This window comes from Corynebacterium sp. HMSC05D08, assembly GCF_001807215.1.
In the GTDB taxonomy this organism is placed as follows: Bacteria; Actinomycetota; Actinomycetes; order Mycobacteriales; family Mycobacteriaceae; genus Corynebacterium; species Corynebacterium striatum.
This window is the reverse complement of record NZ_KV788319.1, coordinates 16,192-42,663: the sequence shown is the minus strand read 5'-3', so window position 1 is coordinate 42,663 and position 26,472 is coordinate 16,192. Positions and strand designations below refer to the sequence as shown.

At 58.4% G+C, this 26,472-nt stretch carries 24 protein-coding genes; 15 read left to right on the top strand and 9 right to left on the bottom strand.

What is annotated here, in order from left to right; genetic code table 11:
* Positions 1 to 63 precede the first annotated feature (63 nt).
* Positions 64 to 1,272, top strand: coding sequence for an alpha/beta hydrolase (locus tag HMPREF3148_RS03880; protein WP_005532093.1), 1,209 nt, complete (start codon positions 64 to 66; stop codon positions 1,270 to 1,272).
* On the top strand, positions 1,259 to 3,574 hold the full coding sequence (locus HMPREF3148_RS03875; RefSeq protein WP_070508727.1) for a bifunctional lysylphosphatidylglycerol flippase/synthetase MprF: 2,316 nt from the start codon (positions 1,259 to 1,261) through the stop codon (positions 3,572 to 3,574). Before HMPREF3148_RS03880 ends, HMPREF3148_RS03875 begins: the two co-directional genes overlap by 14 nt.
* On the opposite strand, the gene HMPREF3148_RS03870 is transcribed toward HMPREF3148_RS03875, so the two are convergent.
* Entirely contained in the window at positions 3,546 to 4,730 is a 1,185-nt protein-coding gene (locus tag HMPREF3148_RS03870) for an HNH endonuclease signature motif containing protein (protein ID WP_049063742.1), read from the bottom strand. The two genes, HMPREF3148_RS03875 and HMPREF3148_RS03870, sit on opposite strands and share 29 nt — an antisense overlap.
* Before the next feature lie 194 nt (positions 4,731 to 4,924).
* Between HMPREF3148_RS03870 and HMPREF3148_RS03865 the strand changes: the two genes are divergently transcribed.
* Positions 4,925 to 6,025: a glycoside hydrolase family 25 protein gene (locus tag HMPREF3148_RS03865; protein WP_049063740.1), complete on the top strand. Its 1,101-nt coding sequence runs from the start codon at positions 4,925 to 4,927 to the stop codon at positions 6,023 to 6,025.
* Here the strand turns inward: HMPREF3148_RS03865 and HMPREF3148_RS03860 are convergent.
* Positions 6,006 to 6,827, bottom strand: coding sequence for a spermidine synthase (locus HMPREF3148_RS03860; RefSeq protein ID WP_049063737.1), 822 nt, complete (start codon positions 6,825 to 6,827; stop codon positions 6,006 to 6,008). The genes HMPREF3148_RS03865 and HMPREF3148_RS03860 overlap by 20 nt on opposite strands.
* Positions 6,828 to 6,920: 93 nt before the next feature.
* Here HMPREF3148_RS03860 and mnmA point away from each other — a divergent pair, with 93 nt between their 5' ends.
* Positions 6,921 to 8,006: a tRNA 2-thiouridine(34) synthase MnmA gene (gene mnmA, locus HMPREF3148_RS03855; RefSeq protein ID WP_049063735.1), complete on the top strand. Its 1,086-nt coding sequence runs from the start codon at positions 6,921 to 6,923 to the stop codon at positions 8,004 to 8,006.
* Complete coding sequence (locus tag HMPREF3148_RS03850; RefSeq protein WP_005532100.1) at positions 8,006 to 8,917, top strand: uroporphyrinogen decarboxylase/cobalamine-independent methonine synthase family protein; 912 nt, start codon at positions 8,006 to 8,008, stop codon at positions 8,915 to 8,917. The genes mnmA and HMPREF3148_RS03850 overlap by 1 nt, the downstream gene beginning before the upstream one ends.
* Here the strand turns inward: HMPREF3148_RS03850 and HMPREF3148_RS03845 are convergent, their stop codons facing one another.
* The 5 genes from HMPREF3148_RS03845 to HMPREF3148_RS03825 form a co-directional block, all read right to left on the bottom strand.
* Positions 8,918 to 9,826: an ATP-binding protein gene (locus HMPREF3148_RS03845; protein WP_065420388.1), complete on the bottom strand. Its 909-nt coding sequence runs from the start codon at positions 9,824 to 9,826 to the stop codon at positions 8,918 to 8,920.
* Between the two features lie 408 nt (positions 9,827 to 10,234).
* Positions 10,235 to 10,546, bottom strand: coding sequence for a hypothetical protein (locus HMPREF3148_RS03840; RefSeq protein ID WP_049063734.1), 312 nt, complete (start codon positions 10,544 to 10,546; stop codon positions 10,235 to 10,237).
* On the bottom strand, positions 10,543 to 11,553 hold the full coding sequence (locus HMPREF3148_RS03835; protein ID WP_172954264.1) for a serine hydrolase domain-containing protein: 1,011 nt from the start codon (positions 11,551 to 11,553) through the stop codon (positions 10,543 to 10,545). The genes HMPREF3148_RS03840 and HMPREF3148_RS03835 overlap by 4 nt, the downstream gene beginning before the upstream one ends.
* On the bottom strand, positions 11,553 to 12,074 hold the full coding sequence (locus HMPREF3148_RS03830; protein ID WP_049063732.1) for an ArsR/SmtB family transcription factor: 522 nt from the start codon (positions 12,072 to 12,074) through the stop codon (positions 11,553 to 11,555). Before HMPREF3148_RS03830 ends, HMPREF3148_RS03835 begins: the two co-directional genes overlap by 1 nt.
* A 38-nt stretch (positions 12,075 to 12,112) precedes the next feature.
* Positions 12,113 to 12,784, bottom strand: a complete 672-nt coding sequence (locus tag HMPREF3148_RS03825) for a 3'-5' exonuclease (protein ID WP_046645560.1) — start codon at positions 12,782 to 12,784, stop codon at positions 12,113 to 12,115.
* Positions 12,785 to 12,860: 76 nt separating this feature from the next.
* Here HMPREF3148_RS03825 and ligA point away from each other — a divergent pair, with 76 nt between their 5' ends.
* Both ligA and HMPREF3148_RS03815 read left to right on the top strand, forming a co-directional pair.
* Entirely contained in the window at positions 12,861 to 14,897 is a 2,037-nt protein-coding gene (gene ligA, locus HMPREF3148_RS03820) for an NAD-dependent DNA ligase LigA (protein ID WP_165033284.1), read from the top strand.
* Positions 14,898 to 14,900: 3 nt separating this feature from the next.
* On the top strand, positions 14,901 to 15,662 hold the full coding sequence (locus tag HMPREF3148_RS03815; RefSeq protein WP_049063727.1) for an HAD family hydrolase: 762 nt from the start codon (positions 14,901 to 14,903) through the stop codon (positions 15,660 to 15,662).
* Positions 15,663 to 15,679: 17 nt separating this feature from the next.
* On the opposite strand, the gene HMPREF3148_RS03810 is transcribed toward HMPREF3148_RS03815, so the two are convergent.
* Entirely contained in the window at positions 15,680 to 16,339 is a 660-nt protein-coding gene (locus tag HMPREF3148_RS03810) for an ACT domain-containing protein (protein ID WP_046645562.1), read from the bottom strand.
* Positions 16,340 to 16,537: 198 nt separating this feature from the next.
* On the opposite strand from HMPREF3148_RS03810, the gene gatC reads away from it, so the two are divergent.
* From gatC to HMPREF3148_RS03795, 3 genes are read left to right on the top strand one after another with little or no spacing between them, the layout of a single operon-like run.
* The gene (gatC, locus tag HMPREF3148_RS03805; RefSeq protein WP_005532113.1) at positions 16,538 to 16,840 is read left to right on the top strand and encodes an Asp-tRNA(Asn)/Glu-tRNA(Gln) amidotransferase subunit GatC; all 303 of its coding nucleotides are present in this window, start codon (positions 16,538 to 16,540) and stop codon (positions 16,838 to 16,840) included.
* Positions 16,840 to 18,324 carry an Asp-tRNA(Asn)/Glu-tRNA(Gln) amidotransferase subunit GatA gene (gene gatA, locus HMPREF3148_RS03800; protein WP_049151612.1) on the top strand — a complete coding sequence of 495 codons (1,485 nt, stop codon included), beginning with the start codon at positions 16,840 to 16,842 and terminating at the stop codon, positions 18,322 to 18,324. The genes gatC and gatA overlap by 1 nt, the downstream gene beginning before the upstream one ends.
* Before the next feature lie 5 nt (positions 18,325 to 18,329).
* A complete protein-coding gene (locus HMPREF3148_RS03795; protein ID WP_005532116.1) occupies positions 18,330 to 19,139 on the top strand; it encodes a siderophore-interacting protein in 810 nt (269 codons plus the stop codon).
* A gap of 144 nt (positions 19,140 to 19,283) precedes the next feature.
* On the opposite strand, the gene HMPREF3148_RS03790 is transcribed toward HMPREF3148_RS03795, so the two are convergent.
* Positions 19,284 to 19,607 (bottom strand): hypothetical protein, encoded by a 324-nt coding sequence (locus HMPREF3148_RS03790; RefSeq protein WP_005532119.1) that lies wholly within the window; start codon positions 19,605 to 19,607, stop codon positions 19,284 to 19,286.
* A gap of 47 nt (positions 19,608 to 19,654) precedes the next feature.
* Between HMPREF3148_RS03790 and HMPREF3148_RS03785 the strand changes: the two genes are divergently transcribed.
* The 5 genes from HMPREF3148_RS03785 to HMPREF3148_RS03765 all read left to right on the top strand — a co-directional run bounded on the left by HMPREF3148_RS03785 (position 19,655) and on the right by HMPREF3148_RS03765 (position 26,468).
* Complete coding sequence (locus tag HMPREF3148_RS03785; RefSeq protein WP_049063761.1) at positions 19,655 to 21,055, top strand: DHA2 family efflux MFS transporter permease subunit; 1,401 nt, start codon at positions 19,655 to 19,657, stop codon at positions 21,053 to 21,055.
* A 10-nt stretch (positions 21,056 to 21,065) separates the two neighbouring features.
* Positions 21,066 to 22,097, top strand: a complete 1,032-nt coding sequence (locus tag HMPREF3148_RS03780) for an ATP-dependent 6-phosphofructokinase (protein WP_034657607.1) — start codon at positions 21,066 to 21,068, stop codon at positions 22,095 to 22,097.
* Between the two features lie 144 nt (positions 22,098 to 22,241).
* Positions 22,242 to 23,747 carry an Asp-tRNA(Asn)/Glu-tRNA(Gln) amidotransferase subunit GatB gene (gatB, locus tag HMPREF3148_RS03775; protein ID WP_049063723.1) on the top strand — a complete coding sequence of 502 codons (1,506 nt, stop codon included), beginning with the start codon at positions 22,242 to 22,244 and terminating at the stop codon, positions 23,745 to 23,747.
* A gap of 84 nt (positions 23,748 to 23,831) precedes the next feature.
* Entirely contained in the window at positions 23,832 to 24,884 is a 1,053-nt protein-coding gene (locus tag HMPREF3148_RS03770; RefSeq protein WP_049063722.1) for an NAD(P)-dependent alcohol dehydrogenase, read from the top strand.
* 153 nt (positions 24,885 to 25,037) lie between these two features.
* Positions 25,038 to 26,468 (top strand): YkvI family membrane protein, encoded by a 1,431-nt coding sequence (locus HMPREF3148_RS03765; protein WP_046645567.1) that lies wholly within the window; start codon positions 25,038 to 25,040, stop codon positions 26,466 to 26,468.
* The last annotated feature ends 4 nt before the right edge of the window (positions 26,469 to 26,472 follow it).

Below are 26,472 nucleotides of genomic sequence, written 5' to 3'. Positions count from 1 at the left end.
TTCAGTACCAACCTCGCAGCCTTCTCACAGCGTATTCAGCCAGCGCAGGACTAGTGTTTAGGAGTGAATTTTTTCCTAGACCTTCCGCTGGCTGATCCTGTTAATGGCATCATTTACGTGGTCATCCTCGTGGGCGCAGTTGGCTTGATTGCATGGACCCGCAAGATAAAGCCGGTCTTGTTCGCCGTTGCTGCCGCGATCATCGCGTGGCTTTTCCTTCGGCACTGGGACGTTCCCGTCTACATTCTGATCGCGGGTGCCATTGCTATCGCTGCGTTGCTTCGCAAACCTAAGACTTCGACCGTGATCGCTGGGCTGTTGTCCTTGATCGCACTGGCCGGTTTGGTGAATTTGGAGTACCAAACGTACCCGACCGTCGGTTCCCTCGACCCTAGGCCCGTGGCCCAAGAGATCTCACCTTGGCAGTTGCCTACCTACAAGGGCCAAGGCGCTGCGACGGTGCATTTGAACCTGCAAGGGGAGAAGTCAGGCTTTAAGGCGCGGGAGGCCATCGCTTACCTGCCACCTGCTTATTTCCGCGGACAACGACTGCCAGTGATGGTGCTTCTCCACGGCAACCCGGGTGGACCTGAACAATGGTTTGGTTCAGGAGGCGCCGCGCAGACCGCGGACCAGTTCCAAGCAGCAAACGGAGGAGTCTCGCCAATCGTTATCGCGGTGGATGCGACTGGCTCGGAAACTGGAAATCCCGTATGCGCCGACTCTGCCCGTGCCAAGGTCATGACCTATCTCTCGCAGGACGTGCCCGCTGCAATCAAAAAGCAGCTGCGCGTAGACGAGGATCAGTCGCACTGGTCACTTGCAGGCTTGTCCTATGGCGGTACGTGTTCGCTGCAAGTGGCCACGAACCATCCCGCAAGTTACGGCAGTTACATGGACTTTTCCGGTCAAGCTGAGCCCACCCTGGGCAATCACTCGGACACCGTGACGAAGCTCTTCGAAGGCGACGAGCGCGCCTTCCAAGCACAAAATCCTGCGCACCTGCTTCAGAACAAGAAATATCCCAATCTTGCGGTGGCGTTCATTTCCGGCGATAAGGATAAAGATGCCCAGAGCGCGCAGAACGATCTCGCCGAGATGCTCCGGCAGGCAGGCGCTAAGAGCTACGTTGCCACGCTGCCCGGCGGCCATTCCTTCGGGGTTTGGCGGCCCGCGCTTAGACAAACCTTCGCGTGGGCTGCAGCCCGCGGAGGAATCCAAGTAGAACGAGACCCATTCGACGGAATTAAGGAATCCGATGTCCACGCTTAAGAAGCTCAAGTTCTTCCCAGTTACCGCAGCTCTTATCGCGGTGATGTGGGCTTTGCATCTGCTTGACTACGAATGGGTCGTCACCTCTGGGTTGAGTACCGTCACCATTGGTGGCTCGATAGTCGTGACCTTCTTTGCGCTCGTCTTTGGCATCCCCACAGAAAAGGTTTTGGGCAGCAAGAAATACTTCGTCGTTGGCCTTCTGGCACAAATGGTTTCGGCACCGCTCGCTCTTGTTATTGCCCGTGGAATTGAGATCACCGGCTTGAATCGATGGGGCGACGACTTGCTCCACAACTTCTTGTTTACGCCGGTTGGCTGGATCTTTGGCGCAGCCATGTATGCCTCAGCGATTATGCCCCGCCTGTGGAAGCGCCGCTTCCGAGTACTTATCATGGTGCTGGCCTTGACCAACGTCTTTTACGCCGGCTCTCTTGCAGATGTGCTTGGCCTTACCGCGGCCCTGCTTGGTCTTTTCTTGGGCATGTGGAGGCATCCTCAATCGCGTGCGACGCCCTCACTTCGCGAGCGGCGCGTCCTCGTTGCCCTGATTTTGGGCGCGGTTGCCATCAGCCCCGTCCTCGTGGCAATCAATCCCACCGCCGAAGGGCCCTTTTCTGACCTCACCCGACTCATGTGGGGGCCTGTGCTTTCCGACGTCTCCGTCGAAGTTCTGTGCACACTCGATTCCACGTCCGCTGCGTGCATCTCGTCAGCTGACATTGCTCGCATGCATGGCTTTGGGCCCATGTTGGCCAACCTGATGCCGCTTCTTCTTCAGCTTGTATTGTGCTTTGGCTTGGTGCGCGGCCGGCGTGTTGCTTGGTCTCTTTCCTTGGTCGTCCAGCTCGCGTCCTTGGGCTTCCTCCTGATTCAGCTTTGGGATCTTGACCAAGATGGCTTCTTTTTGTATGGGGTTAATCTGTTTGAAGCGCTGCTTCCTTGGCTGTTCTGCATTGCTGTGTTGCTCTACTCGCACAAGCTTTTTAGCGTTCACGAATCCCCGCGCATGCTTAAGAAATACGCGGGCATCCTGGCCATTGTGGCTGCTTCCTGTTCGGCTGCGTGGCTGCTCGGAACGCTGCTGGTTAAGGAGGCGTTTGTAGGCGGGGCGTCGTTAAGCACTGCTCTTGCTGAGTGGCCGTTGCGATTCCTTCCTGCAGTGATCACACTGGTCGCTCCACACGAGCTGATCCCCGCCAGCGGTTTCGGCTGGTTCCTTTACGAATGGGTGGGCAACGTATGGTGGCTCGCAGTGATTTGGGCCCTGTGGCGCTGCTTTGCCGCCCCTTCGGATCCTCAGCAGGAGGCCGACCGTGTCAAGGCGCGCGAAATCCTGGAACGACGTTCTGGCGACCACCTCTCTTTCATGACTTTATGGCAGGGCAACCGATATTTCTTCGAGCGAGATTCCTACGTGGCCTACCGTGCTTCCAACGGAATTGCCCTGACTCTGGGCGGACCGGTCGGCGACGATATTTCGCGTGAGTTTGAAGACTTTGTCAGGACCGAAGGCATGACACCGGCGTGGTATTCCGTGAATGCTGACTTTGCTAATAACCACCCAGATTTTAAGCGTCTCGAGGTCGCCGAGGAAGCGGTGCTGAGCTGTGAGAACACCGAATTTAAGGGTAAGAAATTCCAGAACATCCGCACCGCGCGTAACAAGGCGGTCAAGGAAAGCATCACAACTGTCTGGACCACTTGGGACGAACTCGACGTCGGTGTGGCATCCGCCCTCGTGGCACTGAGTGAGGAATGGGTGAGCGAGAAAGCGCTCCCAGAGATGGGGTTCACCTTGGGTGGTATCGAAGAAATGAAGGTGGCTGGCACGCGGCTCCTCCTAGCAATTGGTGATGATGGCATGATTCATGGCATGACCAGCTGGATGCCGGTCCGCCGTGATGGGCAACTTGCGGGGTATACGCTCGACGTGATGCGCCGCAATGATCAGGGGTTTAAGGGCGTGATGGAACTGCTCATCTCGGAGGCGCTTGTGATTGCGGCTGGAGAAGGCTGCGAGTGGATTTCGCTTTCTGGTGCGCCGTTGGCAGGATCAGCCGAGAAGCCATCCACACTTGATACTTTGCTCGCCAAAATAGGAGAGCAGATGGAACCTCTCTATGGATTCCGTTCTCTGGCTGCCAGTAAGAGGAAGTTTCAGCCTGAAGAGCACAAGTGGTTCCTTTGCTACGAGGACGAGCTATCGCTTCCTTCGATCGGTCTGGCAGTTGTTCACGCATACCTGCCCAACTTGAAAGCATCCGAGGCGCTTAACGCTCTTCGTCTTTCAAACAGTTAGCTCGGGCCTCCCTTCTTCTTGCTGCCACGGCCTCCATGAAAGTTCGCAACCAGTTGCGTTTCTTCGGAGCGAGGGGGCCTTCGGCTCGGGAGAATTCGTAGTGGCCATCGTCGAAGAGCCAGATGATGTCATTGGTTTCTTCGTCCATGATGTACCAGACGCGGCCGTCGGTCTTGAGGTTGTGGTGAGGCTGGCATAGGCTCACCAAATTCGATGCTGTGGTTTGGCCTCCGTCTGCGAAGTTTATGCGGTGGTCCATCTGGCATTCCCAGGCTGGGCGGTCACAACCAGGGATGCGGCAGGTGAGGTCGCGCCCTTCGACGTACGCACGGATCGTGGCCGGTGTGGTGTAACTGCTGCTTACCGCGGTCTCGGCCTTTTCCATGTCACGAACGACAGTGGGTTCCAGTGTGTCCGCTACCTCAGCGGATACCCAGCCGACGTCTTGAATGAACGCAGGCGCATCCTTGAGGTCGCTAGCGCGGTACATGTTGAGGATGACTGTGGCTTGGGAATTAGCTTCTCCGCGAATGAGTTTTTCGAGGGCCTCGGCCGGAGTGATCTCTAGCTTTTCGGCGGTGTCTTTGATGTGTTTGTCTAGTTCGAATGCTGTGGCGGCGTCGTACTCGGCGCTGATGGCCTCTCGGCCGCCCGGTACTGGGTAGGTGGAGTAGGAATCATTTCGCTTTTCCTCTTCCTTTGATTCTGGCTCGATGTTGTCATCAAGCAGGCGGAGGAGGTCGTAGATGAATTTGGTGATGGCGCGGTTGGATGGAAGACCCTGCCGCGGCTTAGTGGGAGTGAAAAACTCGCACAACGCCGCGTCAATTTGCTCGAGAGCTTCCGGTGAAGGCGCGCCGAGTTTGTTGAGAGCGAGGTCGATGGCAGTGAGCCTGGATATGTCGAGGAAGTATGACTCATGTTGCAACGCAAGCAATTGAGGCAATTCGTGGATGCGGTATAGAGCGAAGAGAATCTTCTTTGTTTGGTAGGTACCGCGGCCTGTTGTGGTGGCCAGATTTTGGATAACAAGTTCGATATCTGCGTCGTGCTCTGGAATACATTTGGCCCAGAGCTCAAACTCAAGCTTTCTTACTTCCCTGGCGGCAGTGGCTACAGGGCATGAGGTGTCATTGACCAGGTAGTATCCGTTCATTCCCCCAGGCCCCCGCCGTTAGAATATCTGTTTGCATGTTCATGCCCCTCATTCTAAACATGCACGGAGTTAAACTCAAGGGAAAATCGAAAATGTGTACGAAAGAAGTGAAAGAGGTAAAAGTGGAAAAATATTATAAAAGATACGCGTGTTAATAAAGGGATAATTGGGTTTGTCTCGGTACAGTTACGCGCATGACTTCAAATAAGGGAATGCGCAAGGCCATCGTTGCTGTTGTTGGATCCGTTGCTCTAGCTATCGCAGGAACGATGACCGCCGGCGCTTGGACCTCGAGTGCCCCTTCGGGAATTGACATCGCAGCACACCAGCATCCAGGTGGAGCGCTGATTAATTGGAGTGACGTCAAGACTGACGGTCAGTCCTTCGCCTTCGTCAAGGCAAGTGAGGGCAGCGACTGGACAAACTCTTATTTTGTTGCTGATGCCAACGCAGCCTCTGCTGCGGGCCTCAAGGTTGGTGCTTATCACTACGCGCGCCCGGCGTCGTCAGCTTCAGCGCAGGCTGCCCACTTTGCGGCGCAGCTGGCGCTCGTGCCAGGTCAGACCCTGCCTCCTGTTCTTGACATTGAGGTAGACGAGGGCTTGTCACCGGTGCAACTAGCCAATTGGATTCGCCAATTCACCACCGAACTGCGCGCGCTTACCGGCCGTACCCCGATGATCTACACCTACAAGTACTTCTGGATGGGGCAGATGGGTAACACCAAGGAATTCTCCGATATGCCGCTCTGGCTCGCCGCATACCAGGATAAGGCCCCGGAACCAGTGGGCGGCTGGGACAAGATCTCCTTCTGGCAACGTTCCGGCTCCGGCCGCGTTAACGGCATTACCGGTCCGGTGGACATGAACCTGTTTAACGGTAGCGAGGGGCAGCTCGAGTCCTTCAGCAACGGCAACTACCTCGACATCGGCGGAATCCTTGAGGGCCTTGTGCTCGGCGACGACGCACCAGACCTCAGCTCCAACAGTGGTCCGCTGATCGGAGCCATCCTCGCGTTGGCGGCAGGCATTATCGCGACGCCGCAGCTTGTCGACGCCGCCGAGCAGGCAGGTCTTGGCGGGAACGCTGCGGGCGTGTTCACGGACTTCGTCAAGCAGCTCACCCAGAATGGAACGCTGCCTATCGATGACCTCGTAGAAATGGCAACTGGCGACTTCACAGTCGGCGACTTGGCCATCCTTCTGGACAACGCGGGCCATATCGCTACGAAAAACGGCGTCAATCCAGACCAAGTAGAGCAGGCACAGGAAGCAGTTAATCAGCTCGCGCAGTAGCGCCCTGCATGTGCTTTTTGGTCCACTTCTCGTCTTTGTAATGGGCGGGGACAGCGCCACCTAACAGCAACTTTGCCAGTTGTGCGGCTGCAACGGAGCCCGCAGCTGGCATTTCGCGATCAGAGCCCAAGAGGATGATGTTGCCGTAACGCCTGCCTTTGAGCATTGGTGGATCGGCAATAACGGAGATGTGTTCAAAGACCTGCGACATTCCCTGCAGCTCAGCTTTGGCGATAGACAAGTCGTGGTGATCGCCGCAGTTAGCTACGTAGAGGCCTCCGGGAGCGAGGGCGTCGTGAGCCGCACGGAAGAATTCAACCGTGGTGAGGGGATATGGCGTCGTGTCGCCTGCAAAGACGTCACGGATGATGACGTCGCGGCTGGCAGGGACGAAACTGTCTGTAACCGCGCGGGCCTCGCCGGCGCGAATCTTGACGGTGGGCGAGCGGGGGACGTCGAAAAGCGTACGCACAAGCTCGCCCAGCTTTGCATCGAGCTCGACCACTGTGTGCCGTGATTTGGGCCAGATACTGGCGAAATAGCGGGGAAGGGAGCAGCCCGCGCCGCCCAAGTGGGTCATGCGCAGCGAAGCTGGATCGACTGGCAGAAGCGTTTCTACCGCCGCGGCAATCCACCGCATGTACTCGAACTCGAGGACTTCCGGGGAACCAATCACGATGTGGCTCGATGGCACACCATTGACCATGAGGATGTAACCATTGTCGTGATATTCGTCTGCGAGTACCTCAGCCGTGCCTGTGGAAATCTCGTAAGTGCCAACCAACTCATCCGTTTTGCGCATGTCTTTAAGCCTAGGGAATGTAGGAGCTGCGATTGTCGTTGGGCCTAAAAGGAGAAAAAGAGTAACGTATTCGGCCGAAGTAAAGGAGTATGTGTGCGAGTTCTCGTTGCGATGTCAGGTGGCGTCGATTCCTCGGTGGCTGCAGCCCGAGCGGTGGAGGCAGGCCACGACGTCGTGGGCGTGCACTTGGCCCTACATAAGGATGCTCAGCAGACCCGTGAGAAGGCGCGAGGCTGCTGCTCCTTGGAGGACTCTGCAGACGCGCGTCGCATCTGTGACAAGCTGGGCATTCCTTTCTACGTGTGGGATTTTTCCGAGCAGTTTAAAGAGGAGGTCATCGGGGACTTCGTGGATTCTTATGCCCGGGGCGAGACGCCGAATCCTTGTCTGCGGTGCAACGAGAAGATCAAGTTCCGGGCGCTGCTCCAAAAGGGCATGGCGCTCGGCTTCGATGCCGTAGCCACGGGCCATTACGCCACGCTTGACGACGCCGGCTACATGCGCCGTTCCAAGGACGAGAACAAGGATCAGTCCTATGTTCTCGGCGTGATTTCCGCAGAAGAGCTCGAGCATTGCTACTTCCCGATTGGTGATACCCCAAAGCCGCAGATTCGCGAGGAAGCGGCGCGGCATGGCTTTTCCACAGCGAAGAAGCCCGATTCCTACGACATTTGCTTTATTCCGGATGGCAATACGCAGGCATTTTTGGGCTCCCGAATCGGTTTGCGTCCGGGCATGATCGTGGACCAGGAGGGCCAGGAGCTCAAGCAACATGATGGTGCGTGGAACTACACCATCGGTCAGCGCAAGGGCCTTGACATTAAGGAGCCCACGGCGGACGGGCGCCCGCGCTATGTCACGGATATCGACGCTGCAACAGGAACGGTGACGGTAGGCGCGCGCGAGGATTTGGCGGTTTCAACGATTCAGGCAGATCGCCTGAAGTATCTGCACCCGGCCATGGACGGCGAGCTGGAGTGCGAGGTTCAGGTTCGCGCGCACGGGTCGGTTGTGCCTTGCAAGGCATACGTGGATCGCGATGGCGACAAGATGACGCTGGAGCTGAAAGAACCGCTCTCCGGTGTTGCACGCGGCCAAGCCGCAGTGCTGTACCTGCCAAGCCCCGATGAGCTGGGCGACATCGTCTTGGGTTCCGGAACCATCTGCGGGACGGCATAGTGACGGGCTTTTCGCTGGGGCCGATGCGTGGGGTTTCCATGACGGAGGCTGCCGACATCGTGATGGGCGAGTCTGGGCATCTGCCGGCGATTCCGCAGCTTCCCGAGCGCGGGCTTGGTGCGGATGCCGTGGGCTCTACGGCCGCGCTTTTAGAAGCGGTCAACGTTGACCGCGGCCCACGCGCGTGGCAGATGACCCAGCGCCCACAGCTGATGATGCGACGCACCTGGGATCTGTGGGAGCGTGATTTGGACGCCATCCAAGAGGTATGGGGCGAGTCTGTTCCCGTCTTAAAGATGCAGGTTTTGGGGCCGTGGAGCTTAGCAGCGGCGGTGGAGCTTTCGAATGGACACCGCGTGCTTTCCGACGCCGGTGCTACCCGCGATCTGCATGAAGCCCTGCAGATGGGCATCGCGGATCACGTGGCTAAGTTGCAGCGGCGTTTTCACGGTCAGGTGCGGGTGCAGGTGGATGAGCCTTTGCTTGGCGACGTCCTTACTGGAAAGGTCCCCGGGACCACCGACTTTGACGAGATTCGCGCGGTCCCAGCGGAAGTTGCTCGGGAGAAGCTCAAGGAGTTGGGTGCGGACTATCTCGTTTCGGGGACGCATTGGGAAATCGCCGATGCCGCGGAAACATTCGTGACTGACTTCGTTGGGCTTGACACGGCAAAGAACATCGATGGCCTTGGCGAGTTCTTAAGCGAAGGCAAGCGAATCGGTTTCGCAATCGCGGGTGTCGATGCGCGGGCAGAAGCAGTGGCTGTGGCCCGGCACTTTGACCGCATGGGTATGCCACGTGAGCTGCTGGTGGATGCGGTGGACGTGGTGCCAAGGGAGGCGTCGGCAAGCACGCTGCGCTCGGTCGTGGAGACGGCGGGCATGTTGGTGCGCGACGCCGGTGATCTCTAGCTAGTCGGCCCTGCCGAGTTTGTCGGTGGAGTTGAAGAAGCGCTCCATGTAGGGGATGACGAATTGCAGCTCGCCGTGGGCGGCGGGCTCGATGAGGTCGGCGTCGATAAGCCTTTGGCGCGTTGCCGAAAGCGAGCGGACCGTGCGGCCTTGGCTTTCTGCAATCTCCGTAATCGTGGCGATGCCATCAACGGAAGCACTAGACATCGAGTCAAGGAACTGGCGCTGAGCAGGAGGCAGCGAAGACGCGGCGGGCAAGTGCACTTGAGCGCACAGGATGGAAATGGCTTCGTCGGCAATGCTGTCTACGTCTGAAGCTTCAATCTGGGTCTCGTCGCGGGCGTATGCGCGCTCCCAAGCCAAGGAACCCACCAGCTGAACGAGGTATGGGTAGCCCTTCGACAGCTCGACGGCCTTGCTGATTGCCTCCGATGAGAAATTAAGGCCCGAGTCAGCTGCGGTGGCAGTAAAGGCTTCGGAGGCGTTGCCTGCAGAAAGCGGACCCAGAACGAATCTTTGGGCGCGGCGTAAGAAAGTAACGCCTGGGAGATCGAGCAGGCGGTTGACGCCTTGCGGCAATCCGGCGGCGACAAAGGAAATGTCGAGCTCATAGCGCAGGAGATCCTGGTAGGCCACTGCGATAGAAGTGAGGTCTTCTACTGAGGCGTCTTGAACTTCGTCGATGCTGAGCAGAATTCCGACCCCGCCGATTCCGATGCGGTTGATTTTCCGCTTATCTCGGGGCGCGAGTTGCTCGATCAACCGCGGAATGGTGGTCTCGACGAGCTCCTCGACCATGTTGGTGCGCCCAGAAGCTCGAATGCATATCCAGCCTTGTGCTTTCGCAGAATCCTCCAGTTCATTGAGCAGAACCGTCTTTCCGATACCGCGTGCACCGCTGACGATCATCGTGCGAGCGGAGGCGCCGGCTGGGGACTACAGGGCATTGCGGAATGCATCGAGCACAGCAGTGCGGCCCACCCAATAAAGAGGCGGGACTCCGAAGGTGGGGCGGAAAGGATTACTGCGGGTGCTCGTAGACGGCAAGGCTACCTCAAGATGGGAGATTTTGGAGATTTGGGAGACTTTTCGGAGGTTGGAGATTTGGGAGACTTTCTGTGAAAGGCCGCTTTTCCAGCATAAAGTGCCGTCATTGCTACCAACCGGCTGAAGTGGCCTTCGATACGCTCGAATCTTTTGGTGCTGACTATCTCCACGCTGAACCTTTGTGGGAGATGGCAGCCGCGGCAGGTACTTTCATCACCTTGTTCAAGGGGTTGGAGACTGGGCAGAACATCGACGGCTTGGGCGAACATCTCAGCGAGGGACGCCGCATTGGTTTTGCGATTGCTGGTGAAGATGCTCGTGCGCGACGCGGGGGATCTGTAGGCGTAGCGCGACTGCGCCCGCATAAAGCGCGGTCAGCGCCACGAGCGCATACCACCACCAGATGCTCAGCGAGCTGTTCCAGCCGAGTACACCTCCGAGAAAAGCGACGACGAGCCAGGTTATCACGGCATCGAAAATGCGGTAGCTCGTGATTTTCGGAGCGGTCCAGGACTTCCATATGGACCAGACGATGTTGCAGAGGAAAAATGCGGTGACCAGCAGGGGTAAATAGTCCATCATGGCAGCTCCTTGAAGATGGTTCGCGTGATGTTTTCGGTCCCGGCAGGGGAATCGTTGTTGACGAAGGCTGCGTGGCGAGTGCGTGGGTCAATGATGAGCATCGAGGAATAGCCGTAGGTGCCGCCGTTGTGCCAGAAGCCGCCGCCGTCCTCGACTGGGTTTTCTTGCCAGCCATGGGTGAAGTCGCCGTACGCGAGCATCCACTCGGCAAACTTAGTCATGTCGTGTGCAGTCGAACGGATAGCGCCGGCTGGACCTGTGCCGGGCATCTCCCAGGGTTCGGCGCTTCTGCCGCGATTGGTCAGCCCGCGCGAGGCGTTGTCAGGCACTGCCCCTAGGCTCATGAGGTAAGTCTCCTCCATGCCGGCGGGCTCGAGGATGTTGGATCGTAGGAGCTGCTCGTAGGATTTGCCGGAGGACTCTTCTAGCACCAAGCCCAACAAGGCGTATCCGAGGTTGGAATAGGACTCGGTGCCGCGGCCCGTTAATTTCGCGTCCTTGGCGGCGGAGAGGATGTCTGCCTTGGTCTCGTTGGCGTAGGGATTCTTGCCGCTAAAAGCCGAGGTTAAACTAAGAAAGCTGGTGCCTTGGGCGAGGCGGGGAAGTCCCGAGGTGTGCTCGGTGAGCTCGGTGAGGGTGACGTCGCTAATGGGGGAGTCGCCGGTGTCGAGGACCTCGCCCACCTTGGTTTCGTAGGTCAGATGCTGGCTCTCAACCTCCTGGCGCAGCAGTTCAGCGGTGAACATCTTGGTTACGGAGCCGATTTCGACCTCGGTATGTTCGTCGGCGCCAAGGCCTGCGAAGGAGACCTTGCCGTTCGACAGCGTAAAGGCCGTCAGATTGTGGTGACCGCGCTGTGCATTGTCACGCAGCTTCTGGGCTAGGTCGGTCGAGCCAGTGGCCTCGGTTGCCAGGGCGATGCGGTGAGGGCCTACCAGGACAAGGACGGCTGCTACGAGAGCAGCGACCAGGAATCCGATTGCGAGTTTGCCAATGGAAAAGTTCATTAGTGTGCCTCCACCGCCGTGATGATTGTCATGAGGGGGATGACGCGGGCCGGCCGGATTTCGAAGGCGCCGGACTTGGATTTGGCGATCCACCCGGCGCTGCTGAGTTCGTTGAGGTGGTGATATGCGGTTCCTGTCGAGCTAGCCAGCCCCTCCTGCACAAGGTCGCTGACGCTGGCGGGCGCACACAGGAGGCGACGCAGGATCTCCGCGCGGGTGGGATGTGCGATGGCGCTAAGACGCTTGATGTTTTCTTCCCAAGACTCGTCGGTGACGAATTGGGTGGGGCGCTGCCATTGGTATTTGTACTCGCGATTGCCGATGGTGACGTCGCCGCCAAAGATGACGGAGCCGTCGGGAATGTCGGGCCCTTCTTCGAGGGCCTCGACGAGCCAGTAGCGGGAATCGGAGGTGGGTGCTGGGGGCGGAGTGACCGAGTGCTGCCCTTCGAGAGCCTCGACACGGGCCTCGAGGGCGGCGAGGCGGGCTTCGAGTTGAGGTGCGGAAGTTCTGGAATTCATATTTATAGAATTCCAGAATTTTAAAAATGTCGCAATATTTAGCCAATCATTGGCCAAGCGGTGGAGATGTCGCTTGCGTCCTTACCTTGGCCTTCCAAGTACTTCTTGAAGGACTCGCGGTCCTTGTACCACTCGACGGCCTGGTACTCCATGAGCTCGGTGGTGTCCATTTGGGCCAGTTCTGGGAAGTGCTGACGCACCTGCATCCAGGCGATGCGAGCTGCGGCGAGTGCGTCCGAGGTTGCTTCGTGAGCGTTTTCGAGGGTGACGCCGTAGTGTGCAGAAACGTCGCCAAGCGTGCGCTTGCCCTTGCGCCACTTGTCCTTGACTCGGTCGATGACGAAGGGATCGAAAACCGGACCGTCAACCGTGAAATCGCCCGTGAGTGCGCGCAAAACGGAGAGGTCATAGGCGGCGTTGTAGACGATGAGCGTCAGACCGTCGTCCCACGCCTGACGGATGGAGCGGAGCGTCTCGGCTAGGACTTCGTCGTGTGGCTGGCCCTCCGCGCGTGCCTTTTCAGTGGTGATGCCATGGATCTTGGCGGCTGCCTCGGGGATTTCCACGCCGGGGTCTGCGAGCATTTCGCGTTTGTCGACGTCGCGTCCATCAATGCGCACCAACGCAGAGGTGACGATGCGCGCTTCTTTGGGGTTGACGGAGGTGGTTTCGAGGTCGAAGGAGAGCATGCGGGTGGCGTCGAAGTTCATGTGAAACACTCTAGCGCTTGGATCGGACACGGACTGTGGCACTCGGTGTCGGAGGTGATGACTAGACTGGTTGACCGTGACTAACTCTGCAGAAAACTCCGTAGATATCCAACGAAAGTGGTCCGAGCTTGCGCAAGAAGTGCGTAAGCACCGCGAGCTCTATTACAACGGTGAGCCTTCGATCCCTGATGCTGACTTTGACGAACTGTTTCAGCGCCTGCTCAAGCTTGAGGCAGAGCATCCTGAGTTGGCTGTTCCTGATTCGCCCACCCAACAGGTTGGCGCGGCGCCGGAGGGCGCTGCGGATATTGAGCACTTGGAGCGCCTCTACAGCTTGGACAATGTATTCAATGAATCGGAGATGCAGGATTGGCTCGACCGAACGCCGGCGCAGACGTACCTGACTGAGCTGAAGATTGATGGCCTGTCCATCGACTTGGTCTATCGGGATGGCAAGCTGACCACGGCGGCAACCCGTGGCGACGGCCGCGTGGGAGAGGACATAACCGCCAATGCCAAGGTGATTACGGATATCCCGCACGAGCTAAGCGGCACCGATGAGTATCCTGTGCCGGCGCTGATTGAGGTTCGCGGCGAGGTCTACATGCGCCCTGACGAGTTTGCGGAGATCAACGCGGCGCGCCGCGAGGATGGCAAGCCGACGTTTGCCAACCCGCGTAATGCTGCGGCAGGTGGCCTGCGCATGAAGGACCCCAACGAGGTGAAGAAGCGCCGCCTACACATGGTGTGCCACGGTATTGGCGCACGTGATGGCTTCCAACCAAGCTCCCAACATGATGCCTACCAGGCCTTGGAGGCCTGGGGATTCCCAGTCTCGCCGTACACCAAGCAGGTTAAATCAGCGGCCGCAGTGCAAAAGGAAATCAATCACTGGGCGGAACACCGCCATGACGCCTATTTTGAAATGGACGGCCTCGTGGTCAAGGTCGACGACTTGGCTTCGCAGCGTGCGTTGGGTGCGACGTCCCGCGCGCCGCGTTGGGCCATCGCTTATAAATACCCGCCTGAGGAGGTGACCACCAAGCTGCTGGACATTGAGGTAGGAGTGGGTCGCACGGGCAGGATCACGCCATTCGCGGTGATGGAGCCGGTGTTTGTCTCAGGCTCCACGGTGTCGAAGGCGACCCTCCACAATCAGTTCGAGGTCAAGAACAAGGGCGTGATGATTGGCGATACCATTGTCATCCGCAAGGCCGGCGAGATTATCCCTGAGGTGCTGGGACCGGTTCTGGAGCTGCGGGATGACTCCGTGCACGAGTGGGTATTTCCGGAGAATTGTCCTTCCTGCGGCACCAAGCTGGCACCGCAAAAAGACGGCGACCAAGACTGGCGTTGCCCGAATACACGTAGCTGCCCAGCTCAGCTTTCCGCGCGCCTTGAGTACTTGGCCTCCCGCAAGGGTATGGACATTGAGGCATTGGGGGAGAAGGCCGCGGTAGATCTCATTGAGTCGGGCGTGCTTGTTGACGAAGCGGATCTTTTCGACCTCGACGAAGAAAAGCTTCTGAAGTCCTCTGCCTATACGACAAAAGCAGGCAAGCTCAACGCGCAAGGCAAGAAGCTGTTGAAGAACTTGGAAAGCGCGCGGCAGACTGATTTTTGGCGAGTGCTTGTCAGCCTGTCCATTCGCCACGTTGGCCCGATTGCAGCGCGTGCACTGGCCACTAGGTATCGCTCGATGGAGGCGCTGCGGGCAGCGTCGGAAAGCGACCTCGCGGATACCGACGGCGTAGGCGGGATCATCGCGGCGTCGTTTAAAGCGTGGTTCGAGGAAGATTGGCATCGCAACATCGTCGAGAAGTGGGCTGCCGCAGGCGTGACCATGGAGGATACCGCTACGGAGCAACACGAGCAGACCCTGGAAGGCTTGACCATCGTGGTGACGGGCACGCTGGAGAACTTCTCTCGCGACTCGGCCAAGGAGGCCATCATTACGCGCGGCGGCAAGGCGTCGGGCTCGGTGTCCAAGAAAACGGACTACGTGGTGGTCGGTGAGAACGCTGGTTCTAAGGAAACCAAGGCGCGTGAGCTGGGTCTTACCATCCTGGATGAAGCCGGATTCCAGCGCTTGTTGGAGACGGGTGAAGCTTAGGCGATGAAGCTGGCGGCCTTTGACCTGGACGGCACCGTCTACTTCGACGGAAGTGTGCCTGATGGCATTGCGGAGGAAATCGCCGCTTGGCGTGCCGCCGGCAACTTAGCGGTGGTGACCACGGGCAAGTCTGCATTCTCTGCGCGCCGCGACTTGCGTGGCTCGGGGCTCGAATTTGATTACTACCTGCTGTGTAACGGGACCGTCATCATGGACGGCGAGTGGAACCTGCTCTATGAAAGCCACGTGCCACCGGCGGTGGTCGAAGCGGTTTATACCAAGCTTCACGACGTCCCGGCTATCGACCTGTATTGCACGCGGCTGCGTGAGCGTGACGGGGCGCTGCTGCGCAAGGTAGAAGGGTTGCACAACCCGATTATTAAAGACCCAGTTCCGGTTGAGCTTAACGCTGGTGTCTTTCCGTTGGTGGCGGTGTGGACGCCGGGGCAGAAGAACCTGCAGCTGGAGATCGCCTCGTGGGTGCGGCAGCGCTTCGACGTTGGTACGGCGATGAACCGGAATTTCTTCGATATCACGCCGCCGGGCCATGACAAGGGGTTCGCTATCAACTGGTTGCTCGAGTACCTGCACCGCCCCCGTGCCGAGATGCAGGTGATCACCTTTGGCGATGGACACAACGACCTGCCCATGCATGCGCTTGCCGACGTCTCGGTAACCTTTCCGTGGGCCGCGCCTGAGGTGCAGGCGGCATGCGATGTTGTTGCCGAAGACGTGATCACGGCCTTGAGGGGCCTAGAAAACTAATGCGGCTCTTTGCGCAACTAGCGCAGGAATGCCCCCAAGATAGTTCCCAAGTGTCCAAGGTGCTCGACCTCTGATGCGAGGTAGTCAGGTCCACCGACGCGGCCCATTACGATGACGTAGTCGGTGCCAACGAGGGGGGCAGCGGCTAGTGCAGAATCAAGGAGTGCCCAGGACTCAGGGATCCAGTCCTCGCGCTCAGGGTGAAGGACTCGGGCGGTGTCTACGGCGATGCTAGTGGGGATGGAGCCGTCATCTTCTGGTGCGGCATCGGAGCCAGCCACGCGGCTGATGGGGGCATTGATGTTGATTACGATGGCCCAGTTAGAGGTAAGTGCCTTCGGGATTGCAGCGCATACTTCCTGCATAGCGGCGGTGACGTTGTTCTTGGAAGCGACGTCGGCAAGCAAGCTAATCTGGCCGCGGCGGTCGACGCGGCCACTAAATGGTCGGATGGAGTCGATCTCTACGCCGTCGACGCCTTGCGCGGCTGTAATAATCTCATCCGCCATGGTCCCTTGCGGAAGTTCGATGACAATGTCATCCATGACAGTTCCGTCGGGGAAGTTTTCCACGATGTCTACCGATTGAATATTGGCATTGACGTTGCCTAACGCGTCCGCCAGCAAGCCTAAACTGCCAGGTGTGTCTGGAATGAGGACGCGTACGAGGAAGGACATGACTAACTTTCGGTAGGAGGAATAGTTTTTACCATCGTACAAGCCGCAATTGACGCTGTTCAATAAAGACGCGGGTGTATCCATATCGTTACCTGCAGGTGGGACTGGTGCTGTGGTGTCCGGTTGGGTGCAGTAACATGGTGCGATAGCTACAAGCATGTAACCAATCACGTCTGTGAATAAAAGGATGGAGAACGCGTGTCTGAGATTTCGCGTGAAGAGGTCGCGCACCTGGCTAAGCTGTCGCGCCTCGCGCTGAGCGACGAAGAGCTGGAGCAGTTTGCGACGCAGATCGACAAGATTGTCGATTCCGTGTCTGCCGTGGGCAAGGTCGATGCCGAGGGTGTTGAGCCGATGTCCCACCCGCACTCCGTTGTTGCCCCGATGCGTGAGGACGTCATTGTTCGCACGCTGACCGCCGAGCAGGCTCTGGACCAGGCTCCGGCTGCAGAGGATGAGCGTTTCGTAGTACCGCAGATTCTGGGTGGAGGAGACGAATAATGGCTACTTTTATCGCTCCAACCGAGGGAGTTCTGTCCATGACCGCTGCGGAGCTGGCGGAGAAGATTCACACCCGCGAGCTGACGTCGCGCGAGGTTACCCAGGCTTTCTTGGACCGCATCGCGGAGACCGATGGCGAGCTCAACGCGTTCCTGTACGTCGGTGCAGAGCAGGCGCTCGCTACCGCCGACGCTGTCGATAAGGCACTCGACGCGGGGGAGAAGCCGGCGTCAGCTCTAGCTGGCGTGCCATTGGCACTTAAGGACCTTCTGGTTACCACCGACGCACCGACCACCGCAGCATCCAAGATGCTCGAAGGCTGGATGTCTCCTTATGACGCCACACTGGTCACCAAGCTGCGCGAGGCAGGCATCCCGATCCTGGGCAAGACGAACCTGGACGAGTTCGCCATGGGTTCTTCCAATGAGAACTCCGCTTATGGCCCAGCCCATAACCCGTACGATACTGACCGCACCCCGGGCGGTTCTGGCGGCGGCACCGCCGCTGCACTGGCTGCGGGCCAGGCACCGCTGGGCATTGGTACCGATACCGGTGGATCCATTCGTCAGCCGGCCGCCCTGACCAACACCGTTGGCGTGAAGCCGACCTACGGCACCGTGTCCCGTTACGGCCTGATCGCCGCCGCATCTTCGCTGGACCAGGCTGGTCCGACCGCTCGCACGGTTCTGGATACTGCACTGCTGCACGAGATCATCGCGGGCCACGATTCCTTCGATGCCACCTCGGTGGACAAGCCGGTTGCTCCGGTTGTCGCTGCTGCCCGCGAGGGTGCTAACGGCGACCTCTCGGGCGTGAAGGTTGGCCTCATCAAGCAGTTCGAGCGCGATGGCTGGCAGCCGGGCGTCATGGAGGCTTACCACGCCGCGGTAGAGCAGCTCAAGGCGCAGGGCGCGGAGATTGTCGAGGTGGACTGCCCACACTTTGATGATGCGCTGGCCGCTTACTACCTGATCATGCCGTGCGAGGTTTCCTCAAACCTCGCTCGCTTCGATGGCATGCGTTACGGCCTGCGTGAAGGCGACGACGGCACGCACTCTGCTGAAGAGGTCATGTCCCTCTCGCGTGCTAAGGGCTTTGGTCCCGAGGTCAAGCGCCGCATCATGCTGGGCACCTACGCGCTGTCCGTGGGTTACTACGACGCGTACTACCTGCAGGCACAGCGTGTGCGTACCCTCATTGCGCAGGACTTTACCAAGGCATTTGAGCAGGTTGACGTCCTAGTTTCCCCAACCACTCCGACCACGGCCTTCAAGCTGGGCGAGAAGGTTGAGGATCCGATGGCGATGTACAACTTCGACCTGTGCACCCTGCCATTGAACCTGGCTGGCGTGTGCGGCATGTCCGTTCCTTCCGGCTTGGCGTCGGACACGAACCTGCCCACCGGTCTGCAGATCATGGCGCCAGCGTTTGCCGACGATCGCCTCTACAAGGTTGGCGCGGCATACGAGGCTGGCCGAAAGTAGCGGCGATGCCTGAGCAAGACTGGACCGAGGGCTTCCGGGCAGGTTATGCCGCCGGATTCTCTGATGGGTTCCGTGCGGCACGTGAGGCTCTTTCTTCTGGCGAGCTCGCACCCGCTGCGGTGCCACACAAGCATGTTGCTAAGAAGCGGTATGGCACCGCCACCGTGACAGGCAAGCAGCAGCTTTCAGTCGATATGATTCGGGTCTTTGCTCAGGCGCCCGATATGGTCGGTCTTTCCTTAGACAAGACGGATCACTACATCAAGATTTTCTTCGGTGAGCAGACGCGTTCGTACACGTTGCGCAAGGTGGACACCGCCACCGGAGAGATCGCGATCGACTTCTTCTTCCACGGTGATGTTGGGGTGGCAGGACCATGGGCGCGTGATGTGCACGTGGGAGAAACGTTTTCTTATAAGGGGCCAGGCGGCAAGTGGTCACCGACGACACCGCTGCCCGGGGTTCAAGAGTTTGTGTTTGCTGGCGACGAGTCGGCGGCACCAGCGATTGCGTGTGGCCTGGAGAGGATTCCGGCTGGGGCGAGCGCAACTGCCTACGTGGAGGTCGCAGCACCGGGCCACGAGATTCCGATGCCGGAGGGCTCGTCGGTGGTGTGGCTGTACCGGGAGGGTAAGCCGGCAGGGCAGGCGCTTGTCGACGCCCTGCGTGAACACAACGTAAAGCACGCGCGTACGGCCTGGTTCGTGCGTGGGCCGTCGAGCATAGTGAAGGATGCGCGGCGCTACCTGTTCCGGGAGAGGGGCGTCGCTAAGCAGGATGCGTCGATCTCTGGATACTGGAAGAACCGGCGATAGGGTTTTGAGCGCACGCGTTGTTTGAGGGTGGGGCACACTGTAAGAGAGATGAATAAGGCGCCCTCGGCCGCCCTCGCTACTTTAAGGGTGGCTGACAGGGCGCCTTATTTGGTTTGCTACTTAACTCCTAGGCTGTCGCCGAAGTTACTTTGCATCTGAAAGGAAGTATGCAGCGCCCGCAGAGGCTGCAGTCACGGTAAGGACAGACGGCCACGCTCCGATCTTCTTAGCGAGGGGGTGGGAAGCGCCGAATGCGCCGAGGTAGAGCGCAGACAGAGCGGCAGTGGTGGCAGGATTGGTCTTGTCGAGCCAGGAACGGCCGGCCCAGATGCCCGCCGCGCCGAGGATTACGCCACCGAGAGGGCGGATACCCGTTTCTTTGGCGGTTACCCAGCCGCCGATGAGGCCAAGGGCAACGGTGGTTGCGGTGGATACTTGCTTTGGTTTCTTTACATCAATCATGGACATGGGGTCAGTTTAGGCTTCCTTTTGGGGAGATGGCTAGACTTCCCGGCATGACAGTGCCCACTTTTGCAGCCGTCTCAGAGGTGCCACCGGAACGCGATGCGTGGCGCGCGATGTTCGCGCTTTCCCTGGGATTTTTCGTCTCCCTGTTGGATCAATCGATGATTGCGGTGGCCCTCCCTCGCATTCAGGCTGATTTGTCAGCCAACGTCAATGAGGTTCTGTGGGTCTCAGCCATTTACTTGCTAGCGGTGGTCGTGCCACTGTTGTTCACGGGTCGCTTGGGAGACGTCTTCGGACAAAAGAAGATGTTCCAGTGTGGAGTGAGTTTGTTTGGTATCGGCGCGCTGATGTGCGCGCTGGCGCCAAATATCCAGATATTGATTGCAGCCCGTGCGGTGCAGGGTATTGGTGCTTCGTTGCAGATGCCGCAGACGATGGCGGTTATTAATCGCGTGTTCGCGCGTGAACGCCGCGGCCGCGCGCTGGGCGCCTGGGGTGTTATTGGTTCGGTTGCTTCGCTGACTGGACCATTGCTGGGTGGCTTTTTGGTCGGTGCATTCGGCTGGCAAGCGGTCTTTTGGGTGCACATGCCTTTCGTTATCGCTGCCGTGGTGCTTTCGGCAATTTGGGTACCCGTGCTCCAGACGACGTCTCGCAAGATCGATGTGCTGTCGGTATTTGTTTCCTTTCTCGCCCTGACGGCGCTGGTGTTTGGAATACAGCAGGGTCCGGCAACGGGATGGCCGGTGTGGATTTGGGCGCTGTTAGCGTTTGGGTGCCTCGCGTTGGCGGGGTTCATGTGCTTGCAGGCAACAGCAGCTGCACGAGGAACAGAGCCGCTAGTGCCATTGCAGCTCTTTGCAGATAGGAATTACTCGGTAGGCAGCGTGGCCATCGTGACAATGGGCTTTATGGCGGCCTCGATGATGTTGCCCATCATGCTCTGGCTGCAGAACGAAAAGGGTATGCCGGCGGGGACAGCGGGAATCATCGTCGCTCCAATGGCGATTGTTTCGCTGGTGGTCTCGCCATTGGCGGGCATCTTGGCTGACCGCTTGGACCCGCGGCGCTTGGCGATGACCGGATTTAGCATCCTGGTGGCATCGTTTGGCGCGGCGTTTGCGGTCATCATCAGTGACGTTTCTGCGTGGTGGATGTGTGCTCCTATCGCCTTGCTTGGTTTCGGGCAGTCCTTCATCTGGGGCTCGAATGCTGCGACGACCATGCGCGACGTTGCGCCGGAACTCATGGGCGCTGCTTCGGGCGTGTACAACACCTCGCGCCAAGTGGGGTCGGTGCTCGGTGTTGCTGGGGTGTCTGCGGCGCTGCAAGCGGCGGGGATTGCCACATCGTTATGGGTGATTGTCGCGGTGCTTGCCGTGGGACTATGCGCCTCGCTCTTCTTCAGAGACACCCTGCACGGTGCGGGCGCGGCCCATCAGGGGTAAGTTGGAGAATATGCGCCTTGCTGTACTTACCTCCGGCGGCGACTGCCCCGGACTGAATGCTGTTATCCGCGCGGTCGTTCGCACCGCTTCCAACGAATTTGGCTCCACCGTCGTGGGCTACGAGGACGGATGGGTAGGCCTCATGGAGGACCGCCGTCGCGATCTTTACGACGATGCCGAGATCGACCGTATCCTCCTGCGAGGCGGTACCATCCTCGGCACGGGTCGCCTGCACCCAGACAAGTTCAAGGCTGGGCTGGACACCATCAAGACCAACATGGCGGATGCGGGTGTTGACGCATTGGTCGCCATCGGTGGCGAGGGAACGCTCAAGGGCGCCAAGTGGCTGTCCGACAACGGAATCCCGGTTATCGGCGTTCCGAAGACCATTGATAACGACGTTAACGCTACGGACTACACCTTTGGTTTCGATACCGCAGTATCCGTGGCTACTGACGCTATCGACCGCCTGCACACCACTGCTGAGTCCCATGACCGTATCCTCATCGTCGAGGTCATGGGCCGTCACGTGGGTTGGATCGCATTGCATGCCGGCATGGCTGGTGGCGCTCATTACACGGTTATCCCAGAGGTTCCATTTGACATCGCTGAGATCACCAAAGCTATGGAGCGCCGCTTCCAGATGGGCGAGAAGTACGGAATCATCTGCGTGGCTGAGGGTGCGCTGCCGAAGGAAGGCACCATGGAGTTCGAGGAAGGCGGGGTAGACCAGTTCGGTCACCAGACTTTCAACGGCATTGGCCAAGTCATCGGCGATGAAATCAAGAAGCGTACGGGCTACGACGTTCGTACCACCGTTCTTGGCCACATCCAGCGTGGCGGTACGCCGACTGCCTACGACCGCGTTCTGGCTACCCGTTACGGCGTGCACGCCGCTCGTGCCGCTCACGAGGGCAAGTCCGGTATGTGTGTCGCTTTGCATGGCGAGAACATCGATCTTGTTCCGCTCGAAGAGGCAGTGGGCAAGCTTAAGACGGTTCCGCCAAAGCGTTATGCCAATGCCCAAGCGTTGTTTGGCTAAATAGGACGTATATAAAAATGTCACCGCGCCTGTGCGGTGACATTTTTCGTTTTGCCTAGAAGTGGATGCGAGGTAGTGCGCAACCGTATCGGCCATCCTAGGGGAATGCATGCGCGTTCGTGGCTTCATACTAAGATGGCACCCATGACTGCTGCGATGTATGACCTGATGGACTACGACGAGGTCCTTGAAAAGTTTGAACCCGTGATGGGTATGGAAGTTCACGTGGAGCTCAACACGGAGACCAAGATGTTTTCGACATCGCCGACGAACTTCAATGCGGCTCCTAACTCCAACGTAGACCCAGTTTCCTTGGGTCTGCCGGGCGCACTGCCGGTTGTGAACTCTAAGGGCGTCGAAGGCGCTATCAAGATTGGTCTCGCGCTCAACTGCAAGATTGCTGAATCTTCACGCTTTGCTCGCAAGAACTACTTCTACCCAGACCAGCCAAAGAACTACCAGATTTCCCAGTACGATGAGCCTATCGCGTACGACGGTTACCTAGACGTCGTGCTGGAGGATGGCACCGAGTGGCGTGTGGAGATCGAGCGCGCACACATGGAGGAAGATACCGGCAAGCTAACCCACATCGGTGGCGCTACCGGCCGTATCCATGGTGCGACGAGCTCCCTGGTTGACTGCAACCGTGCAGGCATCCCGCTTATTGAGATCGTCACCAAGCCGATCATTGGTGCGGGTGAGCGCGCCCCAGAGGTAGCTAAGGCATATGTTTCTGCACTTCGCGAGCTCGTCGCAGCGCTCGGCGTTTCTGACGCGCGCATGGACCAGGGCTCGATGCGTGTGGACTCCAACCTTTCCCTGCGCCCGATTGGCCAGGAGGAGTTTGGTACCCGTACCGAGACCAAGAACATCAACTCGCTGAAATCCGTCGAGCAGGCAGTGCGCTACGAGATGCAGCGCCAGGCTCAGGTCATCACCGACGGCGGCGAAATCGTGCAGGAGACCCGCCACTACCAAGAAGCTGACGGATCCACCTCTAAGGGCCGTCCGAAGGAGACCGCTGAGGACTACCGCTACTTCAACGATCCGGACCTTCCGCCGGTTATCGTCTCCCGTGACTGGGTCGAAGAGATCCGCAAGACCCTTCCGGAGATGCCGTGGATTCGCCGCGCCCGCATCCAAGAGGAGTGGGGCCTTAAGGATGAGGAGATGCGCGACCTGGTAAACGCCGGTGCGCTTGACCTTATCGTCGCTACTGCCGAAGCCGGTGCAAAGCCGGACGAGGCTCGTTCTTGGTGGGTTTCTTACCTGACTGGTAAGGCGAACGAGGCCGGTATCGAGCTGGCCGAGCTCGCAATCACCCCGGAGCAGGTCGCACGGGTTGTGGCTTTGGTTAACGAGGGCAAGCTGACGAATAAGCTTGCTCGCCAGGCTGTCGACGGCGTCTTGGCAGGCGAGGGTGACGTTGATGAGGTCGTCGCAAAGCGCGGGCTCGAGGTTGTGCGTGACGACGGTGCCATTGAGGCAGCCGTGGACGAGGCACTTGCCGCTAACCCAGACATCGTTGAGAAGTACAAGGCCGGCAACACCAAGGTCACCGGCGCAATCGTGGGTGCAGTCATGAAGGCCACCCGCGGTAAGGCTGACCCGGCACAGGTCAACAAGCTGATTGCGGAGAAGCTTAAGTAAATAACTGGGTGCCTTTGCACCTTCGCTACATGGGGACGATTTCCATTAAGCGCTGATAATGAAAACTGGCGTAGGATCGTCCCCATGCCCATTAAGACAAAAGCTCTGCAAAAGACCGCGCCCGATGCGCCTTTCAAGGTAGTAGATATCGAGCGCCGCGATCCTCGTGAAGACGACGTTGTTATCGATATTAAGGCTGCTGGCATCTGTCACTCCGATATCCACACCATTCGCAACGAGTGGGGAGAGGCCCACTTTCCGCTGACGGTGGGCCATGAAATCGCGGGCGTAGTTTCCGCAGTCGGAGATAAGGTCACCAAGTTTAAGGTCGGCGACCGTGTGGGCGTTGGCTGCCTCGTGAACTCCTGCGGCGAGTGCGAGCAGTGCCAGGCCGGAATGGAACAAAACTGCCTTAATGGTGGCGTCGGAACGTATAACTCTAAGGACGTGGACGGCACCATCACTCAAGGTGGTTACGCCCAGAAAGTCGTGGTTAATGAGAACTTCGTCCTGAACATCCCTGACTCCCTTGACTTCGACGTCGCGGCACCTTTGCTGTGCGCAGGTATTACTACGTATTCGCCGCTGGCTCGCTGGAACGTGCAGGAAGGCGACAAGGTCGCGATTGTGGGCCTTGGTGGTTTGGGCCACATGGGCGTCCAGATTGCTGTAGCCAAGGGTGCTGACGTAACTGTTCTTTCTCGTACCTCCCGAAAGGAGAAGGAAGCAAAGGAACTTGGTGCGGCTCGCATTCTTGCGACGAATGAAGAGGAAGACTTCTTCAAGAACCATCGCGGCGAGTTCGACTTCATCCTGTCTACGATTTCTGCGCAATACGACCTAGAGGCTTACCTAGGGTTGCTGAAACCACGCGGCATTATGTCCGTTGTTGGCTTGCCACCAGAGGCGCTGTCGCTGCGTATGAACCGCATCATTGGCGGTGGCAAGGTGCTCACCGGTAACAACATCGGCGGCATTGCGGAAACCCAGGAGATGCTGGATTTCTGTGCCGAACACGGCTTTGGCGCAGTGATTGAAAAGGTCAGCGTCGACGAGGTCGATGCGGCGTATGACCGCGTGGTCGCGGGTGATGTGAAGTTCCGGTTCGTTATCGATACGGAGACCTTCCCGGCCTAGGAGCCGGGCCTTGGTGCATTCCCCACGGGATGAGGTACGTCACGCTTTTTATGGAAGCGGCGTAATCTCACCCCGTTCTTTAACGTCATAACGTGCGGCTTTCCGTATCGTGGAAAGGGACTATCGTCTATCAAGTAAGGCAATGAGACACCCGTGTCTTTGAAAAATATCCTGTCCATTTCTTTGTCCTTTGTTGGCCTCCTCGTCGGTGCTGGGTTTGCCACTGGCCAGGAAGTCGTGCAGTACTTCACGTCCTTCGGCCTGTCCGGCGTGTGGGGAATTATTGTCGCCGGCATCGTTATGACGCTTGCGGGCACCGTGTTCCTTCAGCTGGGAAGCTACTTCCACGCTTCTGAGCACAATCAGGTCTTCCGCGAGGTAACTCACCCATTCATCTCGCGAGTCTTGGACGTGGCTGTCATTTTGACGCTCTTTGCCGTGGGCTTCGTGATGCTCGCCGGCGCGGGTTCCAACATGGAACAACAATTCGGCTGGCCTGCTTGGGTTGGTTCTTTGCTGATGCTGGTCATGGTGATTGCCGTGGGCATGATGGACGTCAGTAAGGTTTCCCAGGTGATTGGCTTGCTGACTCCGACCATCATCATCGCGGTCATCGGTGTTGGTATCTATACTGCGCTGAATATGCCGGCAGACCCGAGCGCGGCCATCGCAGCATCCGCAGAAATCGAGTCACCAATCTCTAACTGGCTGGTATCCGCGCTCAACTACAACGGTCTGGCTCTGATTCTGGCCGTGTCCATGTCCCTTGTTATTGGCGGCGACAACATTAGCCCGCGTGAGGCTGGCTGGGGCGGCGTCGTCGGCGGCGCTCTCTATTCGGTACTCATGGGCGTTGCCGGGTTTGCATTGCTCATGAACTCCGAGATGCTCGGGGACTCTGATATTCCGATGTTGACCTTGGTGGATTCCATTCACCCAGTGCTCGGCGTGATCATGGCGGTCATCATTTATCTGATGATCTTTAATACCGCGATCGGAATGTTCTACGCCCTGGGTAAGCGCCTTTCCTCCGGACATGAAGCCCGCTACCGCATCATCTTTATTGTTGGTTGTGTTGCTGGTTTCGCGGTGTCCTTCGCCGGCTTTAAGACGCTGATGCAATACGTGTACCCGGTTCTTGGTTACATGGGCATTGTCCTAGTCTTCATCTTGGCGGTGGCGTGGCTCAAATCGCTCGGCCAGATTAAGGATGAGGGCATACGTCGTGAGCGAATCCGCGCACTGCTGCACCTGAAGCTGCACCCGGACAAGGAATATGATGCGGAGCGCTTTGACGACGAGCTCGGCCAGCACATCGTTGACTCCAACATGGAGGATGAGGCGCTTTTCGACGACCTTGCTTACGAGGTCGCCGAGTCTCTCGACAGCGATGACGACGTTGATTTCGATAAGGAAGTGTGGGAGGAAAACCGCAACGATGCTTCCTTCTATACCGAGCGTGACGCTGTAGAAACAGATCGCACGGAGGAAGAGATCAAGGCCTGGATCGAAGAAACGGGCGCATCCGGAGACCCGGAGGAACCCGTTGAAGAAGCTACCGAAGGGGAAGAAGTCGCGAAATAGCTTA